The sequence below is a fragment of the Streptomyces sp. NPDC086077 genome (genome assembly GCF_040686175.1).
In the GTDB taxonomy this organism is placed as follows: Bacteria; Actinomycetota; Actinomycetes; order Streptomycetales; family Streptomycetaceae; genus Streptomyces.
The window spans coordinates 72,076-88,603 of sequence record NZ_JBFBJT010000012.1; the positions used below are offsets into that span (position 1 = coordinate 72,076).

Consider the following 16,528-nt stretch of genomic DNA (forward strand, 5'->3'; position numbering starts at 1 on the left):
ATCAGATCCCCACAGTGAAGCCGTTGGACCAGGTCTGCATCTCCTGCACCAGGCGGTCCCACGCGCCGGTCAGCAGCAGCACACCGGTCGCGATCATCATGATCCCGCCGATGCGCATCACCCACACATAGTGGCGCTTGACCCAGCCGAAGGCCCCGAGGGCCTTGCGGAAGGCGATCGCGGCGAGCACGAAGGGGACGCCGAGGCCGAGGCAGTAGGCGATGGTCAGTATGGCCCCGCGGCCCGCGCTGGCCTGGTTGGAGGAGAGCGCGAGCACGGAGGCGAGGGTCGGGCCGATGCAGGGCGTCCAGCCGATGCCGAACAGCGCGCCCAGCAGCGGCGCGCCGACGAGCCCGGTCGACGGCCGGGTGTGGAAGCGGAACTCCCGCTGCGTCAGCCAGGGCATCAGCCCCATGAAGAAGACGCCCATGAGGACCATGAGCACTCCGAGCACCTTGGTCAGTGTGCTCTGGTACTCCATCAGGGTCGAGCCGAAGTAGCCGAACAGCGCGCCGCCGGAGACGAATACCGCGGTGAAGCCGACCACGAAGAGCGAGGCACCGATGACCATCCGCCCGCGCCGGGCCTCGGCGAGGTCGGTGCCGGTGACCCCGGTCACGTACGAGAGATAGCCGGGGACGAGCGGCAGGACGCACGGGGAGAAGAAGGAGACGAGGCCGCCGAGGAGCGCGACGGGCAGGGCGAGCAGCAGCGCGCCGTCGCGCACGGTGTCGTTGAGCCCGGTCGCGGCGAGCTCGGTCACTGCGGTCACGTCACTTCTCCGCGAGGACCGGGTCGAGCATCTCGCGCACCTTCTCCTCGCTCAGCGGCTGGAGCGCGCGCGCGGCGACCTTGCCGTCCCGGTCGATGACGAGCGTGGACGGGATGGCCTGCGGGTTGAGCGTGCCCTTCTCGAACCGGAGCATCAGCCTGCCCGTCGGGTCGTACAGGCTCGGGTAGGTGACGCCGAACTCCTTCTCGAAGGCGAGCGCCGGACCGGTGCTGGTGTCGCGGGTGTTGATGCCGACGAACTGGACGCCCTGGTCCTTGGTGTCCCGGTAGACCGTTTCGAGGTTCTTGGCCTCGGCCCGGCACGGGGCGCACCACGAGCCCCACACGTTGAGGACGACGACCTTGCCCTGGTAGTCGGCGAGGTCGAGCTGCCCGCCGTCGATGGTCTTGCCGGACAGGTCGGGCGCGGCGGCACGGTCGCCCTTGCCGGCGGTGTCGATGCCGTCGGCGCCCGCGACGAAGTTCGTTTCGCCGCCGCCCCCGGACGTACCGCCGGAGCCGCACGCGGACAGCAGCAGCGCGGCGACGGCGGCGCCGGAGGTGGCGAGCAGGACGGTACGGCTACGGGCGCGACGGGCGGCACTCATGTGAAAAGTTTCGCATGCCCGTTCTGGGGATCTTGCGCACCCCCCTTGGGGGCGGACACCCGCATTTCAGGCAGCGTCCTGGGACGCCGCGGTGCCGGTCGCGGGCGCCTTGACGAAGCCCTTCCAGCCACCGGCCGGCGCCTGCCCGACGTCCAGCGTGCGCAGCTGGTCGAGCACCTCCGGCTGCTGCACGTCCAGCCAGTCCACGAACTGCCGGAAGGAGACCAGCCGCACGTCCTCGCCCTTCTCCTTCTCCCGCGCGATGTGCTTCAGGGCCTCCTCGACGGCGTCCATGTATATGCCGCCGTTCCACTGCTCGAAGTGGTTGCCGACGAAGAAGGGGGCCCGATTTGTCTCGTATGCCCGCCTGAAGCCCTGGATGTAGGCCTGCGCCGACTGCTCACGCCAGCCCGGGTAGTTGTGCGCGGGGGCGTTGGTGGAGTTCACCGACTGGTTGGCGAGCATGTTGTAGTCCATCGAGAGAACCTCGAAGGAGCGGCCGGGGAAAGGTATCTGCTGGAGCGGAAGGTCCCATATGCCCTGTTTCTTCTGAGGCCAGACCTGTCGGCCGCCCGGCGACGAGGCGTCGTAGCGCCAGCCCAGCTCACGCGCGGCGGGCAGCAGGTTGTCCTGGCCGAGCAGACAGGGCGTCCGGCCGCCGACGAGTTCCTTGTCGTAGTCGAAGGGCAGCGACGGCAGATCGGTCCAGCCGGAGTTGGTCCGCCACTCCTTCACGAACGACTTGGCCTGGTCGATCTCGCTGCGCCACTGCTGCGGCGTCCAGTTGCCGACCGAGCCGGACCCGGCGCAGAAGTGGCCGTTGAAGTGGGTGCCTATCTCGTGGCCCTCCAGCCAGGCACGGCGGACGCCCGCCAGCGTCTCCTTGATGTGCGCGTCCGTGAGGTAGCCGATGTCGGAGGCGCCCCGCAGGTTGTTCGGCGGGTCGTAGAGCCGCTTCTTCGACTCGGGCAGCAGATACAGCCCCGAGAGGAAGAAGGTCATGTGCGCCTCGTGCTCCTTGGCGAGGTCGAGGAAGCGCGGGAAGAGCCCGTTGCCCACCTCGCCGGCGCCGTCCCAGGAGAAGACCACGAACTGCGGCGGGGTCTGACCGGGCTCCAGCGGCACGGGCCGGTCCGGCTGCATCGGCTGCTTGCCGGTGAAGGAGGTCGAACCGTCGCCGATCGGACGGGCGGTGGGGGGCTTGGGCTTCGGGCTGCTTTCCGGTGCCCGCCCGGAACCGCCGGCGCGGCCGGGGCCGTCCGAGGAGGTGAGGGTTCCGCATCCCGCGAGCCCCAGGGCGGCCGCGGCCCCGGCGCCGAGTCCCATCGCTCCCCGTCGACTGATGTGAGACATGCCGTCCCCGTCCGTTGCGCTCTCTGATGTCACACAGTCAGACAGCACGACGTACGGGGAGGTTCCCCCTATCGGTCAACGATTCGGAACAACGGCAACGAATTCGTCACACAGGACGTCTATGCCCCGAAAGCCTTGTCCTGGCCCTTCACCGGTTTGGCACCGGCGAGCAGATGCGGCGGGACGAGGTCACGCGCGGGCTCGCTGTAGCCGACGGAGACGATCCGGTCCCCCTCGTACGTGAAGGACGTCAGCGAGGCGAGCGTGCACTGCCTGCGGCGCGGGTCGTGCCACAGCCGGCGCTTCTCGACGTACGAGCGCACGATCCAGATCGGCAGCTGATGGCTCACCATCACCGCCTCGTGCCCCCGCGCCGCGTCCTTCGCCGCGTCCAGCGCGCCCATCATCCGGATGACCTGCTCGACGTACGGCTCGCCCCACGACGGGCGGAAGGGGTTGACCAGGTGCTTCCAGTTCCCGGGGCTGCGCAGCGCGCCGTCGCCCACCCCGAAGGTCTTGCCCTGGAAGACGTTCTCTGCCTCGATCAGCCGGGGGTCGGTCGCCAGGTCCAGCCCTTGCGCCTTGGCGATCGGCGTCGCCGTCTCCTGCGCCCGCTCCAGCGGGGAGGCGACGACGTACGTGACGTCACGGGGGGCGAGGTGCTCGGCGACCCGGTCGGCCATCTGCCGGCCCAGCTCCGACAGGTGGTACCCGGGCAGCCGTCCGTACAGGACCCCGTCCGGGTTGGCGACCTCGCCGTGCCGCATCAGGTGGACGACCGTGATGTCCCGCGCGCTCATGCCGTGGCCTCCGCCGCCGCGCGGGCCGCCGCCGGAAGGGCGTCGGCGATCCGCTGCACCGCGCGCTCGTCGTGCGCGGTGGACACGAACCAGGACTCGAAGGCGGAGGGCGGCAGATAGACGCCGTTCGCCAGCATGGCGTGGAAGAAGGCGGTGAAACGATACGACGCCTGCGCCTTGGCGGCCTCGTAGTCGCGCACGGCGCGGTCGGTGAAGAACACCGAGAACATGTTGGAGGCGCTCTGCACGGTGTGCGCGACGCCCTCCTTGGCGAGCGCCTCGCCGACCAGCGCCTGGATCTGCCGCGACACCTCGTCGATCTTGGTGTAGGCGGCGTCGTCCAGGAGCCGCAGCTGCGCGAGGCCGGCGGCGGTCGCGACCGGGTTCCCGGAGAGGGTGCCGGCCTGGTAGACGGGGCCGGCCGGGGCGAGGTGCGCCATGACGTCCGCGCGCCCACCGAAGGCGGCGGCGGGGAAGCCACCGCCCATCACCTTGCCGAAGGTCATCAGGTCGGGCACGACACCGTCGACGCCGAACCACCCGGAGCGGCTGGTACGGAAGCCGGTCATCACCTCGTCGGAGATGAAGAGGGCCCCGTTCTGCGCACACGCGTCCTTCAGGCCCTGGTTGAAGCCCGGCGCCGGCGGCACGACACCCATGTTGCCGGGGGACGCCTCGGTGATCACGCACGCGATCTCGCCCGGGTGGGCGTGGAAGGCGGCGTGCACGGCTTCGAGGTCGTTGTACGGCAGGACGATGGTGTCGCCGGCCTGGGCGCCGGTGACGCCCGGGGTGTCCGGCAGCGCGAAGGTCGCCAGCCCGCTGCCCGCGGCGGCGAGGAGGGCGTCGACGTGGCCGTGGTAGCACCCGGCGAACTTGATCACCTTGGACCGCCCGGTGAACCCACGGGCGAGGCGGATCGCGGACATGGTCGCCTCGGTGCCGCTGGACACCAGCCGCACCTGCTCGACCGGCCCGACCCGCCCGACGATCTCCTCGGCGAGCGCGACCTCACCCTCGCCGGGCGTACCGAAGGACGTACCGCGCGCGACCGCGTCCTGGACGGCGGCGATCACCTCGGGACGGGAGTGCCCGAGGATCATGGGCCCCCAGGAGCACACGAGGTCGACGTACTCGCGCCCGTCGGCGTCCGTCAGATACGGCCCGCTGCCGGACACCATGAAGCGGGGCGTACCGCCCACGGCGCGGAAGGCACGCACCGGGGAGTTGACGCCGCCGGGCGTGACGGCGGCCGCACGGTCGAATAGAGCCTGCGAGACAGGCGCTTCGTATGAATAGGGCAGTTCGCTCATGACGTGCGACTTCTCCGACTTCTCGGACTTCCGGTTGCCACTGACCTACTCAGGGTAGGACGCGGCACCTCGTGATCGATCCTCCTCCACCCCGTCCGTCTGCGAAACTGAGACCTGATACACACAGCTCCTGCGGGGCATGGTGATCAGGGGCTGCGAAGATCCTGCGGACAGGTGTTTCACCGCACGTTTCGGCGCGCGGCCGTGGGGGAGGTCACTGACACGATGATCGGGTTGCGCGGCGGGGTCCCCGCGTCCTAGAAAAGCAGTCGGGTGGAGATATGCATCGCGGTGGTGGACTGGGCGAGGGGACCGATGACCTGGGTCCTCGACGCGCCCGGCGGGGAAAGCACCGGCGCGACGCGGAGGAATCGACCGAAGCACGTCAGACACAGGGTGTGCCGAGTGAGTCCGAGCGGATCGAGCGACTTCGGGCCGGGAGCAGGAATGGTGGTCGGGTGGGGGTGACGTACAAGTACTTCGGCGCACCGGACGGTGCCACGGCGGCCCGCGTCCCGATCTCGATGCGCCCCGAGGAACTCGGCGGCGACGAGCTCGGCATGAACGGCATGTTCACCAAGATCAAGCCGGAGACGATGGCCGCGATGGTGCTGACCGGCATCGAAGGCGTCCCCCTCCACAAGGTCCCCCCGCTCGAACTGGTCGTCCTGCACCCCGACTACGCCGTGGTCAAACTCCCGATGACCGTCGTCGACCCCCTGCGCGGCATCGGCGAGGAGGCGGTGGGCGCGGCGGCCTTCATCTGGTCGACGGTCCCGGACCGGGGCGGCCCGCGGGACGCCTTCAACGTGTACCAACTGCTGCACGAGTGGCAGGACTTCTCGAAGCGGTTGCATGAGGCGGGGCATCAGCCGTACTGCCTGGTGTGGCCCTGACCTTGGATTTCATGGGCAGCGCACGGGGTTTTCGGACCCCGCCTTCGGCATGTGCGCAGGAGGGCCGGCAGACGTCCACGGCACATCGACGGCGCGGAGGCACTCCCCCGCGCGTCGGCCGCGCGCGGGGACGACCGCTGATGCCCGCGACCCACGGCTGTGGACGGGCCGGGCCTGGCGCACCGACGGACACCGCCGCCGCCCGCTCACGCACCGCCCACCGTGAACCCGATGACCGCCCCGCCCCCCTCCCGCCGCCAGGCGAACGGCGCGCCCCCGTGGGCAAGCGCCACCTCCCGCACGATCGACAGTCCCAGCCCCGAACCCGGCAGTGACCGGGCGTCCGCCGCCCGGTAGAAGCGGTCGAAGACGCGGTCCAGGTCACAGTCGGCGACGCCGGGTCCCCGGTCGTGCACCTCCACCCGGACCGTCCCCGGCCGCGCCGGGCCGGAGACCACGATCTCGATCGGGGCGGTGCCGTAGGCGTCGAACTTCGCCGCGTTCTCGACCAGGTTCGACAGCGCCCGCGTCAGCATCCCGGGCCGCCCCTCCGTCGTCGTGTCGCCGCTCGCGCGCACCTCGACACGTCGCCCCGTACGCCGCCGCGCCAGGCCCGCGACGTCCTCCGCGAGGTCGGCGACATCGACCCGCTGCGGCGGCTCGGCGTCCGACTGCCCGGCCGCCAGGTCCACCAACTCGTTGACCAGGTCGGTCAGTTCGCGCGCCTCCTGCCCCAGGTCGGCGACCAGCTCCTCGCGCGTCCCGGGCGGCAGCTCGTCGATCCGGCGCAGCAGGGAGATGTTGGTACGCAGGGAGGTCAGCGGCGTACGCAGCTCGTGCCCCGCGTCCTGCACCAGCCGCCGCTGGTCCTCCTCCGACTGGGCCAGCCGGCCCAGCATGCGGTCGAAGGCCCGGCCGAGCCGCCCCACCTCGTCGCTGCCGGTCACGGGCACGTCCATACCGAGGCGCCGGGTTCGTGCCACCGCCTCCGCCGCCGACGTGAGTATCACCAGCCGCCGGGTGATCCGCCGCGCCAGCCACCAGCCGAAGAGGCCCGCGCCGACCACCACCGCCACCATCAGCAGCAACGTCCGCTGCTGGAGCGCCCGCAGGAGGTCCTCGGTGTCGCTGAACTCCTGCGCCACCTGCACCGCGCCCCGGCCGCCGCCCAGCGAGACGGTCGCGACCCGGTAGACGTCGTCCCCGACGTCGACGTCCTTGTGCTGGGCCAGCCGTCCGGCGCGCGCCGCGCCCGCGACGTCCCGGTCGGCCGCGGTGACCGGCAGCCCGGGACTGCCCGGGTCGACGACACGGCCGTCCGGGCCGAGGACCTGCACATCCGTACGGGCGGGCCGGACGAAGTCGTGCCCCGGCGAGGAGGAGAAGTCCTCCGGGGCCATCCGGCGCTCGCTCACCTCGCCCCGCAGATCCTGCACGACCTCGTCGAACACCGACTGCTGGTCGACCCGGACCAGCCGCGCGGCGGCACCGTAGGACAGGATCCCGACGAGCACGGTGACGACGGCCGTCACGGCCGCGAAGGACACGGCGAAGGTCGTCCGCAACGACACGAGCCGCGGCCGCCACCACTCGACGCCCCCGGGCCCTCTCCGGCGTCGCCCACGCCCATCGGCCGCGGACCCAGGCCCGGCCTCGGCCCCTCCCCTGACCCGAACCAAAGCCCTGGCCCTGGCCCTGGCCCTGGAACCGACCCCCCGCAGCCGCCCCACTCAGTCCTCCCGCAGCACGTAACCCACCCCGCGCACGGTGTGGATCAGCTGCGGTGCCCCCGGCTCGTCCAGTTTCCGGCGCAGATAGCCGACGTACACGGCGAGGTTCTTCGACCCCGGCCCGAAGTCGTAGCCCCAGATCCGGTCGTAGATCGTGGAGTGGTCGAGCACGATGCCCTCGTTGCGCACCAGCAGCTCCAGCAGCTCGAACTCGGTGCGCGTCAGCTCCAGCTCCCGCCCACCGCGCCAGGCCCGCCGCGCCTGCGGATCCATCCGGAGCCCTGCCGCCTCCAGACGCCGCCCGGGCAGCGGCACCCGCTCCGGCGCGTCGACGGCGACGGCCCCGTTCGCCGTACGCCGCAGCAGGGCCCGCAACCGCGCGAAGACCTCCTCGACGTCGAACGGCTTCACGACATAGTCGTCGGCGCCCGCGTCCAGCCCCGCGATCCGGTCGGCCGTCTCCACGAGCGCCGTCAGCATCAGGATCGGCGTCCGGTCCCCCTCGGCCCGCAGCACCCGGCAGACCTGGAGACCGTCGATCCCCGGCATCATCACGTCCAGCACCAGCACGTCGGGCGGCGTGCGATGGGCCTGCGCCAGCGCCTCCACGCCGTCGGCGACCGCGGTGACCCGGTAGCCCTCCAGGGTCAGGGCCCGTTCCAAGGCGTTGCGGATGGCGCGGTCGTCCTCGGCGAGCAGAACTGTCTGGGGCACCCGTCCAGTGTGACAAAGCGAGGCGGTCGTACGACCGGACGGGCGAGCGGCACCTGATCCTCTTACTGGCCTCTCACCCGCCCGAAACGCCCTCGACGGGCACGCCCTCGGCCGGAGCGCCCCTGGCGGGCACGCCCCCCGGGGGCACCACCTCGGCGCGCACGCCCTACCCGGCCGGCCGTAGCGCGGCGAGCTGCTGCTCGAACGGAACCACCTCGAACCCCTCGAAGGCGCCACCGGCCGCACCGGCCGAAGCGCCCGCCGCAGTGCCCACGGAGGCGCCCGCCGGAACCGGCCTGCCCAGCGACAGCCCCGTCACCAGCCGGACCAGCTCCCCCGCCGCCCGCTCGATACGCCCGTCCAGCCCCTCGGCACCCCAGTCCTCCGAGGCGGCGTACACACCGGTCGGGACGACGACGGCCTTGAGATAGGCGAAGAGCGGGCGCAGCGCGTGCTCCAGCACCAGCGAGTGGCGGGCCGTGCCACCGGTCGCCGCGACCAGCACCGGCTTGCCCGCCAGCGCCTCGGGGTCGATCACGTCGAAGAACGACTTGAACAGCCCGCTGTACGACGCCGCGAACACCGGCGTGACCACGATCAGCCCGTCCGCCCCGGTCACCGCGTCGATCGCGGCGGACAGGGCCCGGCCGGCGAACCCGTTGGTGAAGTTGTGCGCGATCTCGACGGCGAGCTCACGCAACTCCACGACCTGTACCTCGGCGGGCGCGTCGGCCGGCGCCTGCCGCTCCGCGGCCACGGCCAGCCGGTCGCCCAGCAGCCGTGTGGACGACGGCACACTCAGCCCCGCCGAGACGACGACGAGCTTCATGCCGCGCTCACCCCTTCCTCGGAACCTTCCCCGGCGCCTTCCTGCGCCTTGAGCAGCGACGCGTGGACGGGAGCATCCGGCACGTTCGCCGGCCGCCCCTTGGCGAACTCCTCGCGCAGCACCGGCACGACCTCCTCGCCCAGCATGTCGAGCTGCTCCAGCACGGTCTTGAGCGGCAGCCCGGCGTGGTCCATCAGGAACAGCTGGCGCTGGTAGTCACCGGCGTACTCGCGGAAGCTCAGCGTCCTCTCGATCACCTGCTGCGGCGAGCCCACGGTGAGCGGGGTCTGCTCGGTGAAGTCCTCCAGCGACGGCCCGTGCCCGTAGACCGGCGCGTTGTCGAAGTACGGCCGGAACTCCCGCACCGCGTCCTGCGAGTTCTTCCGCATGAACACCTGACCGCCGAGCCCGACGATCGCCTGCTCGGGCGTGCCGTGCCCGTAGTGGGCGTACCGGGTCCGGTACAGCTCGACCATCCGCTTGGTGTGCTCGGCCGGCCAGAAGATGTTGTTGTGGAAGAAGCCGTCGCCGTAGTAGGCGGCCTGTTCCGCGATCTCCGGCGAGCGGATGGAGCCGTGCCAGACGAAGGGCGGTACGCCGTCCAGCGGGCGCGGCGTCGAGGTGAACCCCTGGAGCGGCGTGCGGAACTTGCCCTCCCAGTTCACGACGTCCTCGCGCCACAGCCGGTGCAACAGGGCGTAGTTCTCGATGGCGAGGTTGATGCCCTGCCGGATGTCCTGTCCGAACCAGGGGTAGACCGGGCCGGTGTTGCCGCGCCCCATCATCAGGTCCACCCGGCCGTCGGCCAGGTGCTGGAGCATCGCGAAGTCCTCGGCGATCTTCACCGGGTCGTTGGTGGTGATCAGCGTGGTCGAGGTGGACAGGACCAGCCGCTCCGTGCGCGCCGCGATGTAGCCGAGCATGGTCGTCGGCGACGAGGGAACGAACGGCGGGTTGTGGTGCTCGCCGGTCGCGAAGACGTCCAGGCCGACCTCCTCGGCCTTCAGAGCGATGGCGACCATGGCCTTGATCCGCTCGCGCTCGGTCGGCGTACGGCCCGTGGTCGGATCCGGTGTGACGTCCCCGACGCTGAAAATCCCGAACTGCATGGTCGCTCATCCTCCAAGTTGTTGATGGTTCAACTATACCTGGAGAACTCCGACCCCCGGCGCCCTATTCCCCCCGTGCCCGCGCACCCGTACTCAGCCCACCAGGAGACGTCCACCGCGGATCCCGCCCGGTCTCCGCGAGCAGCCGCTCGAACGCCGCCACCAGCTCGTCCGCCTCGTCCGCGAACCGCTCCCGCCAGTCGGGATCCGCGCCGACCCGGTCGGGCGTGCCGGAGAATTCCGCCGCCCCCGCGTCCCGGACGCCGCTGCCGCCCTCCGATCGGGGCATGCGAAGCTGCCGTCATGCTCGTCCTGCGCTCCGCCGCCCTCTTCCTCGTGGCCGCCCTCTTCGAGATCGGCGGCGCCTGGCTGGTCTGGCAGGGCTGGCGCGAACAGCGCGGCTGGCTCTGGATCACCGGCGGCGTGCTCGCCCTCGGCGCCTACGGCTTCGTCGCCACCTTCCAGCCGGACGCCCACTTCGGCCGCATCCTCGCCGCGTACGGCGGCATCTTCGTCGCCGGTTCGATCGCGTGGGGCATGGTCGCGGACGGCTACCGCCCAGACCGCTGGGACATCACAGGCGCCCTGATCTGCCTGGCCGGCATGGCGGTGATCATGTGGACCCCCCGAGGAAACTGACCCACCCTTCAGGAGCCCGGGGACCTCCGGGCCCCTCCAGGAGCCCGGGGAACTGCACGGCCCTCCAGGACCGCGGGGAACTGCGCGAACACCCCCACCCACCCGCAGCCACCCCGATCCGCACCCCCCACGACGCATATCCTTGACCCACAAGGCCACATCCCGCCCCCACCACCACAGCCCCCGCCGAGGAGACCCCCCATGGCCCCGTCCCGCATCGCAGTAGTCACCGGCGCGAGCAGCGGAATCGGAGCCGCGACGGCCCGGCAACTGGCGACCGCGGGCTACCGAGTGGTCCTCACCGCCCGCCGCAAGGACCGCATCGAAGCGCTGGCCGAGGAGATCATCGCGGCCGGCGGCCAGGCCGCCGCCTACGCCCTGGACGTCACGGACCGCACGGCGGTGGACGAGTTCGCGACCGCCTTCAAGACGATCGCCGTGCTGGTCAACAACGCGGGCGGAGCCCTGGGCCTGGACCCGGTGGCCACCGGCGACCCGGCGGACTGGCGGCAGATGTACGAGACGAACGTCCTCGGCACCCTCAACCTCACCCAGGCCCTGCTCCCCAAGCTGATCGCGAGCGGCGACGGCACCGTGGTCGTGGTCTCCTCCACGGCCGGCCACGGCACCTATGAGGGCGGCGCCGGCTACGTCGCCGCCAAGCACGGCGCCCACGTACTCGCCGAGACCCTCCGCCTGGAGATCCTCGGCGAGCCCGTCCGGGTCATCGAGGTCGCCCCCGGCCTGGTCAGGACCGAGGAGTTCGCCCTGACCCGCTTCGGCGGCGACGAGGAGCGGGCGGCCAAGGTCTACGAGGGCGTCCCCGACCCCCTGACCGCCGACGACGTGGCCGACACCATCACCTGGGCGGTCACCCGCCCCAGCCACGTCAACATCGACCTCCTGGTGGTCCGCCCCCGAGCCCAGGCCTCCAACACGAAGCTGCACCGGGAGCGTTGAGCCCGGGTCAGCCCTTCACACAGACGACCTGCTTCAGCTTGGCGACGACCTCCACCAGGTCCCGCTGCTGGTCGATGACCTGCTCGATCGGCTTGTAGGCACCCGGAATCTCGTCCACCACGCCGGAGTCCTTACGGCACTCGACGCCCCGCGTCTGCTCCTCCAGGTCCTTGGTGGAGAACCGCCGCTTCGCGGCGTTGCGGCTCATCCGCCGACCGGCGCCGTGCGAGGCCGAGTTGAAGGACTTGTCGTTGCCGAGGCCCTTCACGATGTACGAACCCGTGCCCATCGAGCCCGGGATGATCCCGTACTCCCCGGACCCGGCCCGGATCGCGCCCTTACGGGTCACGAGCAGTTCCATGCCCTCGTACCGCTCCTCCGCCACGTAGTTGTGGTGGCAGGAGATCTCCCGCTCGAACGTCGGCTTCGCCTTCTTGAACTCCTTGCGGACCACGTCCTTCAGGAGCGCCATCATGATCGTGCGGTTGTACTTGGCGTACTCCTGCGCCCAGAACAGGTCGTTGCGGTACGCCGCCATCTGCGGGGTGTCCGCGACGAAGACGGCGAGGTCGCGGTCGACCAGGCCCTGGTTGTGCGGGAGCTTCTGGGCGACGCCGATGTGGTGCTCGGCGAGTTCCTTGCCGATGTTGCGGGACCCAGAGTGCAGCATCAGCCACACCGCACCAGTCGAATCCACACATACTTCGACAAAGTGGTTTCCACCGCCCAGCGTCCCCATCTGCTTGACGGCCCGCTCCTCACGGAACTTCACCGCCTGGGCCACGCCCCCGAACCGCGCCCAGAAGTCGTCCCACCCGGCGGTGGCGAGCCCGTGGAAGCGTCCCGGCTCGACGGGGCTGTCGTGCATGCCCCGGCCCACCGGAATCGTCGCCTCGATCTTCGACCGCAGCCGCGCCAGGTCGCCCGGCAGGTCGTTCGCCGTCAGGGACGTGCGCACCGCCGACATGCCGCAGCCGATGTCGACGCCGACCGCGGCCGGGCAGACGGCGCCGCGCATCGCGATGACCGAGCCGACCGTCGCGCCCTTGCCGTAGTGCACGTCCGGCATGACCGCGAGCCCCTTGATCCAGGGCAGGGTCGCCACGTTCCGCAGCTGCTGGAGCGCCCCCTCCTCGACCGTGGCGGGGTCGGTCCACATACGGATGGGTACCTTCGCACCCGGCATCTCGACGTACGACATGTCGCCCTCATTCCCCCGGAAGATCTGAAAAGCCATGAAACGCAAAACCGGCGCCAAGGTCGACGTAAAGGACAGCGGACCGGCGTTCACGGCAGTGCGTGCGATACACATTGTCTCCAGGGGGAGACCGGCGACGGCAAGCGATTAACCAGCGAGAGGAGCCTGACCGTGCAGCGGAAGGCGTACGTATCCGGCGTCGCCGCGGTCCTCGCGGCCCTGCTGGCCGGCTGCACCGGGGGTTCCGACGGCGGTGACACCACCGACAGCTCCAACTCCGACAGCGCCGGTACGGCGACGGCGGCCGCCGAGCCCGGCCGTTACCGCAACCTCCCCGAAGCCTGCGGCGCGGTCGGCAAGGACACCCTCGACTCCCTCCTCCCCGGCATCCGGCAGATCGCCGACGAGGAGCAGCGCGAGCAGGCCTACGAGGGCGAGCCCACGCTCACCTACGACAACGACCGCAAGGTCGGCTGCCGTTGGAAGGTCGAGTCCGCCTCCGCGACGGACCACCTGTTCGTCGACTTCGAGCGAGTGGTGTCGTACGACAACGCGGTGAGCGACGACGACCAGGCGCGGGAGCTGTTCGCGACCAGCCGGACGGCGGCGGACCTGCCGGAGCCGACGGCGACGGAGACGCTCTCCCCCACCGGCATGCTCTCCCCCACCGGCACACAGTCCCCCTCCGGGAAGCAGTCCCCCTCCGGGACGGGTGCTCCGTCCGGGAGCGGCGCCCCGAGCCCCGCCGGAACCCCCTCCGGCACCGGCTCGGGCACTCCCTCCGGCACCCCCGGCGGCACGTCGGGACCGACGGCCACCCCAACCGCCCTCCAGCCCCGCGTCCTCGACGACCTCGCGGACGAGGCCTTCCTCGACGACGAGCTGAACAGCTCCGGTTCGACGGCCAAGCAGCGCACGGTGACTGTGGCGTTCCGCACGTCCAACGTCATCGTGACCATCGAGTACGAGGAGCAGCCGGCGACCGTCGGAGTCGTCCCGGACAGCGAGGAAATGCAGGACAGGGCCCGGAAACTGGCCGCGCAGCTGGCCGACTCGCTCGCCGAGTAGCGCTTCTTCGCGCCCCGCGTGAAGCGGCTGAACCGAGTCCGCACAGTTCCCTCACCGCGTACCGTGACCCCTCGGACCCGCAACCCGAGCGTCATTGAGTGAAGGAACCATGCAGCGACGAGCACAGCGAGCCGAGCAGCGTAAGCAGCGACCCAGCCGCATCAACCGCGTCCTTGCCGGCGCGGCGGCCGTCCCCGTGATGCTGATCGCCGCCGGCTGCTCCTCGGACTCCGGCTCCGGAGCCGACGCCGACGCCAAGCAGGCGTCCGAGAGCCCGGCGGGCGCGTCCGCGAGCCCCTCGCCCACCGTGGAGGCGGCGGCGTACGCGAAGCTGCCCGAGCCCTGCTCGGTGCTGTCGGAGAAGACACTGGAGGAACTGGTCCCGGAGGCGGGCAAGTCGGGCAAGGAGGGCAACTCGGACGATGTGTCGGTCCGGGCCGGCTGCTCCTGGGACAGCCTCGACAACAACGGCGTCAAGGGCTCCCAGTTCCGCTGGCTGAACGTCTCGCTGCTGCGCTTCGAGTCCGACGCGACGCGCGGCGCCGGCGAGCAGCGGGCGCGGGAGTACTACGAGAAGCAGGTCGCCGACGCCAAGGCGGTCGAGGGCGCCAAGAACACCAAGACCGAGCAGGTCACCGGCACCGGCGACCAGGCGGCGGCCGTGCGCTACGACCTGAAGAAGAAGGAAGGCGCCTTCAAGCAGCAGACGGTCGTGACGCGCGTCGAGAACGTCGTCGTCACCGTCGACTACAACGGCGCGGGCCTGGCCGGCGAGAAGTCGCCCGACTCCGACGACCTGATGAAGGCGGCACGGAAGGCGGCCAAGGAGGCGGTGGCCGCGGTCACGAAGGCGAACGGGGCGGGCACCTCGGCAGCCCCGGACAGTCCGCGGTCTCCGTCCAAGTCACCGTCCAAGTCGCCCTCGAAGTCGGGCAGTTCGACCAAGTCGCCGACGAAGAAGAGCTGACCGGGGGCCTCCGGAGGATCACCGGAAGCCACCGGAAGAGTCACGGATGGGCTGACGTACACGGTCCGGCCACCTGTTGCCCGTACGCATGTGCCACCCTGTTGGGCGCGCAACAACACGCAGTGGGAGGGGAATACGGGTGGCCGCGCCACTACAGCTGACACGGATGCACCGCGTTCTCATCGGCGTGGTCGTCTTCGGTGCCGTGATCATCGCGGGCATCGGTTTCGCGGGGTCGTACGCAGCCGTACGCACCCTCGCCCTGAAGAAGGGCTTCGGGGACTTCAGTTATGTCTTCCCGATAGGCATCGACGCGGGTATCTGCGTCCTGCTCGCCCTGGATCTGCTTCTTACCTGGATCCGCATCCCCTTCCCGCTGCTCCGCCAGACGGCCTGGCTGCTGACGGCGGCGACGATCGCCTTCAACGGCGCGGCGGCCTGGCCGGACCCGCTGGGCGTCGGCATGCACGGCGTCATCCCGATCCTGTTCGTGGTCTCGGTCGAGGCGGCCCGGCACGCGATCGGCCGGATCGCGGACATCACGGCCGACAAGCACATGGAGGGCGTGCGCCTCACCCGCTGGCTGCTCTCCCCCGTCCCGACCTTCCTGCTCTGGCGCCGCATGAAGCTGTGGGAGCTCCGCTCCTACGAACAGGTGATCAAGCTGGAGCAGGAGCGCCTCGTCTACCAGGCCCGCCTTCGCTCCCGCTACGGCCGCGCATGGCGCCGCAAGGCCCCGGTGGAGGCCCTGATGCCGCTGCGCCTGGCCAAGTACGGCGTCCCGCTCGCGGACACGGCCCCGGCGGGCCTGGCGGCGGCGGGCATCGAACCGGCCCTGATACCCCCGGCGCCGCAGCCCGCCCTGGAGCCCGCCGAAACGGCCGCGAGCAGTCGCGCCGCCGTGGCGGCACAGGTGAACCCAACGCCACCTCACGGCGAGCAGCGCCCCCAGGGCGACGGCCACCCGGGCGCGGAGCAGCTCGACCGCGGCGAGTCCCAGAACCAGTGGCTGCACGCCCGCGACCCGCAGTCCATCGAGTACCACGGCGGCTACGACCCCACGTACGACCCGGAGGCCGCGTACGCCCAGTGGTACGAGGAACAGCAGCGGGCCGAGCAGTACCAGCAGCAGTACGAGGAGCCCCCGCCGCCCGCCGAGCCCTCCCCTGAGGACACCGGCACGTTCCCCATCCCGGTCGGCCCGGGCCGCACCCGCGAACTCGGTGAGGGCGGCGGCACCCCGCCGCCCGACCTGACGGAAGAGGACTACTACCTGGTCTTCAAGAAGTCGATCGACGGCAGCTACCCGACCTCCGGTCAGTTCCGGGACGACGTGGAGGCCACCTACGGCACCACGCTCCCGCAGCGCGAGGCCGAGCGCATGGTCAACCGCTTCACCAACCGCCACACCGCGGAGCTGCAGGAAGACCACATCGCCTGATCCCCGTACGACGACCTGATCCCCGTACGACGATGGGGGCGCCCGGCGATCGCCGGGCCGGCACGGAGAAGTAGGTGGCGTGCAGTTGCTTGGCCTCCAGTTCGGCCGCCGGGAACGGGCAGTTGTCGGCGA

17 protein-coding genes are annotated in these 16,528 nt (G+C 70.9%); 6 read left to right on the plus strand and 11 right to left on the minus strand.

Features of this window, described 5'->3' with window-relative positions; translation table 11 throughout:
• Position 1 precedes the first annotated feature (1 nt).
• The 5 genes from AB0O67_RS06030 to hemL form a co-directional block, all read right to left on the minus strand.
• Positions 2-772 (minus strand): cytochrome c biogenesis protein CcdA, encoded by a 771-nt coding sequence (locus AB0O67_RS06030; RefSeq protein WP_365446642.1) that lies wholly within the window; start codon positions 770-772, stop codon positions 2-4.
• Position 773: 1 nt separating this feature from the next.
• Entirely contained in the window at positions 774-1,379 is a 606-nt protein-coding gene (locus AB0O67_RS06035) for a TlpA disulfide reductase family protein (RefSeq protein WP_365446644.1), read from the minus strand.
• A 66-nt stretch (positions 1,380-1,445) separates the two neighbouring features.
• On the minus strand, positions 1,446-2,732 hold the full coding sequence (locus AB0O67_RS06040) for a hypothetical protein (RefSeq protein WP_365446646.1): 1,287 nt from the start codon (positions 2,730-2,732) through the stop codon (positions 1,446-1,448).
• A gap of 119 nt (positions 2,733-2,851) precedes the next feature.
• Entirely contained in the window at positions 2,852-3,532 is a 681-nt protein-coding gene (locus AB0O67_RS06045; RefSeq protein ID WP_365446648.1) for a histidine phosphatase family protein, read from the minus strand.
• Positions 3,529-4,845, minus strand: a complete 1,317-nt coding sequence (gene hemL, locus AB0O67_RS06050) for a glutamate-1-semialdehyde 2,1-aminomutase (RefSeq protein ID WP_365446650.1) — start codon at positions 4,843-4,845, stop codon at positions 3,529-3,531. The genes AB0O67_RS06045 and hemL overlap by 4 nt, the downstream gene beginning before the upstream one ends.
• A gap of 281 nt (positions 4,846-5,126) precedes the next feature.
• Between hemL and AB0O67_RS06055 the strand changes: the two genes are divergently transcribed.
• Entirely contained in the window at positions 5,127-5,741 is a 615-nt protein-coding gene (locus tag AB0O67_RS06055) for a hypothetical protein (RefSeq protein ID WP_365446652.1), read from the plus strand.
• Between the two features lie 206 nt (positions 5,742-5,947).
• On the opposite strand, the gene AB0O67_RS06060 is transcribed toward AB0O67_RS06055, so the two are convergent.
• From AB0O67_RS06060 to AB0O67_RS06080, 5 genes are all read right to left on the minus strand, one after another.
• Positions 5,948-7,312: a HAMP domain-containing sensor histidine kinase gene (locus tag AB0O67_RS06060; protein WP_365446654.1), complete on the minus strand. Its 1,365-nt coding sequence runs from the start codon at positions 7,310-7,312 to the stop codon at positions 5,948-5,950.
• A gap of 159 nt (positions 7,313-7,471) precedes the next feature.
• On the minus strand, positions 7,472-8,185 hold the full coding sequence (locus tag AB0O67_RS06065) for a response regulator transcription factor (protein WP_365446656.1): 714 nt from the start codon (positions 8,183-8,185) through the stop codon (positions 7,472-7,474).
• A gap of 166 nt (positions 8,186-8,351) precedes the next feature.
• Complete coding sequence (locus AB0O67_RS06070) at positions 8,352-9,014, minus strand: FMN reductase (RefSeq protein ID WP_365446658.1); 663 nt, start codon at positions 9,012-9,014, stop codon at positions 8,352-8,354.
• Positions 9,011-10,123: an LLM class flavin-dependent oxidoreductase gene (locus tag AB0O67_RS06075; protein WP_365446660.1), complete on the minus strand. Its 1,113-nt coding sequence runs from the start codon at positions 10,121-10,123 to the stop codon at positions 9,011-9,013. Before AB0O67_RS06075 ends, AB0O67_RS06070 begins: the two co-directional genes overlap by 4 nt.
• Positions 10,124-10,187: 64 nt before the next feature.
• The gene (locus AB0O67_RS06080; RefSeq protein WP_365446662.1) at positions 10,188-10,412 is read right to left on the minus strand and encodes a hypothetical protein; all 225 of its coding nucleotides are present in this window, start codon (positions 10,410-10,412) and stop codon (positions 10,188-10,190) included.
• 14 nt (positions 10,413-10,426) lie between these two features.
• On the opposite strand from AB0O67_RS06080, the gene AB0O67_RS06085 reads away from it, so the two are divergent.
• Entirely contained in the window at positions 10,427-10,762 is a 336-nt protein-coding gene (locus tag AB0O67_RS06085) for a YnfA family protein (protein WP_365446664.1), read from the plus strand.
• A gap of 201 nt (positions 10,763-10,963) precedes the next feature.
• Complete coding sequence (locus tag AB0O67_RS06090) at positions 10,964-11,722, plus strand: SDR family NAD(P)-dependent oxidoreductase (RefSeq protein WP_365446666.1); 759 nt, start codon at positions 10,964-10,966, stop codon at positions 11,720-11,722.
• A gap of 7 nt (positions 11,723-11,729) precedes the next feature.
• Here the strand turns inward: AB0O67_RS06090 and AB0O67_RS06095 are convergent, their stop codons facing one another.
• Positions 11,730-12,923, minus strand: a complete 1,194-nt coding sequence (locus tag AB0O67_RS06095; protein ID WP_365446668.1) for an RtcB family protein — start codon at positions 12,921-12,923, stop codon at positions 11,730-11,732.
• Positions 12,924-13,091: 168 nt separating this feature from the next.
• On the opposite strand from AB0O67_RS06095, the gene AB0O67_RS06100 reads away from it, so the two are divergent.
• From AB0O67_RS06100 to AB0O67_RS06110, 3 genes are all read left to right on the plus strand, one after another.
• Entirely contained in the window at positions 13,092-13,988 is an 897-nt protein-coding gene (locus AB0O67_RS06100) for a DUF3558 domain-containing protein (RefSeq protein ID WP_365446670.1), read from the plus strand.
• Between the two features lie 109 nt (positions 13,989-14,097).
• On the plus strand, positions 14,098-14,955 hold the full coding sequence (locus AB0O67_RS06105) for a DUF3558 family protein (RefSeq protein WP_365446672.1): 858 nt from the start codon (positions 14,098-14,100) through the stop codon (positions 14,953-14,955).
• 139 nt (positions 14,956-15,094) lie between these two features.
• Positions 15,095-16,396 (plus strand): DUF2637 domain-containing protein, encoded by a 1,302-nt coding sequence (locus AB0O67_RS06110; protein ID WP_365446674.1) that lies wholly within the window; start codon positions 15,095-15,097, stop codon positions 16,394-16,396.
• Positions 16,397-16,528 lie beyond the last annotated feature (132 nt).

What these genes read in the sequence shown, in the direction of transcription:
- AB0O67_RS06035 (WP_365446644.1), bottom strand. Translation starts at nt 1,379, where the DNA reads ATGAGTGCCGCCCGTCGCGCCCGTAGCCGTACCGTCCTGCTCGCCACC.
- AB0O67_RS06040 (WP_365446646.1), bottom strand. Translation starts at nt 2,732, where the DNA reads ATGTCTCACATCAGTCGACGGGGAGCGATGGGACTCGGCGCCGGGGCC.
- AB0O67_RS06045 (WP_365446648.1), bottom strand. Translation starts at nt 3,532, where the DNA reads ATGAGCGCGCGGGACATCACGGTCGTCCACCTGATGCGGCACGGCGAG.
- hemL (WP_365446650.1), bottom strand. Translation starts at nt 4,845, where the DNA reads ATGAGCGAACTGCCCTATTCATACGAAGCGCCTGTCTCGCAGGCTCTA.
- AB0O67_RS06055 (WP_365446652.1), top strand. Translation starts at nt 5,127, where the DNA reads ATGCATCGCGGTGGTGGACTGGGCGAGGGGACCGATGACCTGGGTCCT.
- AB0O67_RS06070 (WP_365446658.1), bottom strand. Translation starts at nt 9,014, where the DNA reads ATGAAGCTCGTCGTCGTCTCGGCGGGGCTGAGTGTGCCGTCGTCCACA.
- AB0O67_RS06075 (WP_365446660.1), bottom strand. Translation starts at nt 10,123, where the DNA reads ATGCAGTTCGGGATTTTCAGCGTCGGGGACGTCACACCGGATCCGACC.
- AB0O67_RS06080 (WP_365446662.1), bottom strand. Translation starts at nt 10,412, where the DNA reads ATGCCCCGATCGGAGGGCGGCAGCGGCGTCCGGGACGCGGGGGCGGCG.
- AB0O67_RS06085 (WP_365446664.1), top strand. Translation starts at nt 10,427, where the DNA reads ATGCTCGTCCTGCGCTCCGCCGCCCTCTTCCTCGTGGCCGCCCTCTTC.
- AB0O67_RS06090 (WP_365446666.1), top strand. Translation starts at nt 10,964, where the DNA reads ATGGCCCCGTCCCGCATCGCAGTAGTCACCGGCGCGAGCAGCGGAATC.
- AB0O67_RS06095 (WP_365446668.1), bottom strand. Translation starts at nt 12,923, where the DNA reads ATGTCGTACGTCGAGATGCCGGGTGCGAAGGTACCCATCCGTATGTGG.
- AB0O67_RS06105 (WP_365446672.1), top strand. Translation starts at nt 14,098, where the DNA reads ATGCAGCGACGAGCACAGCGAGCCGAGCAGCGTAAGCAGCGACCCAGC.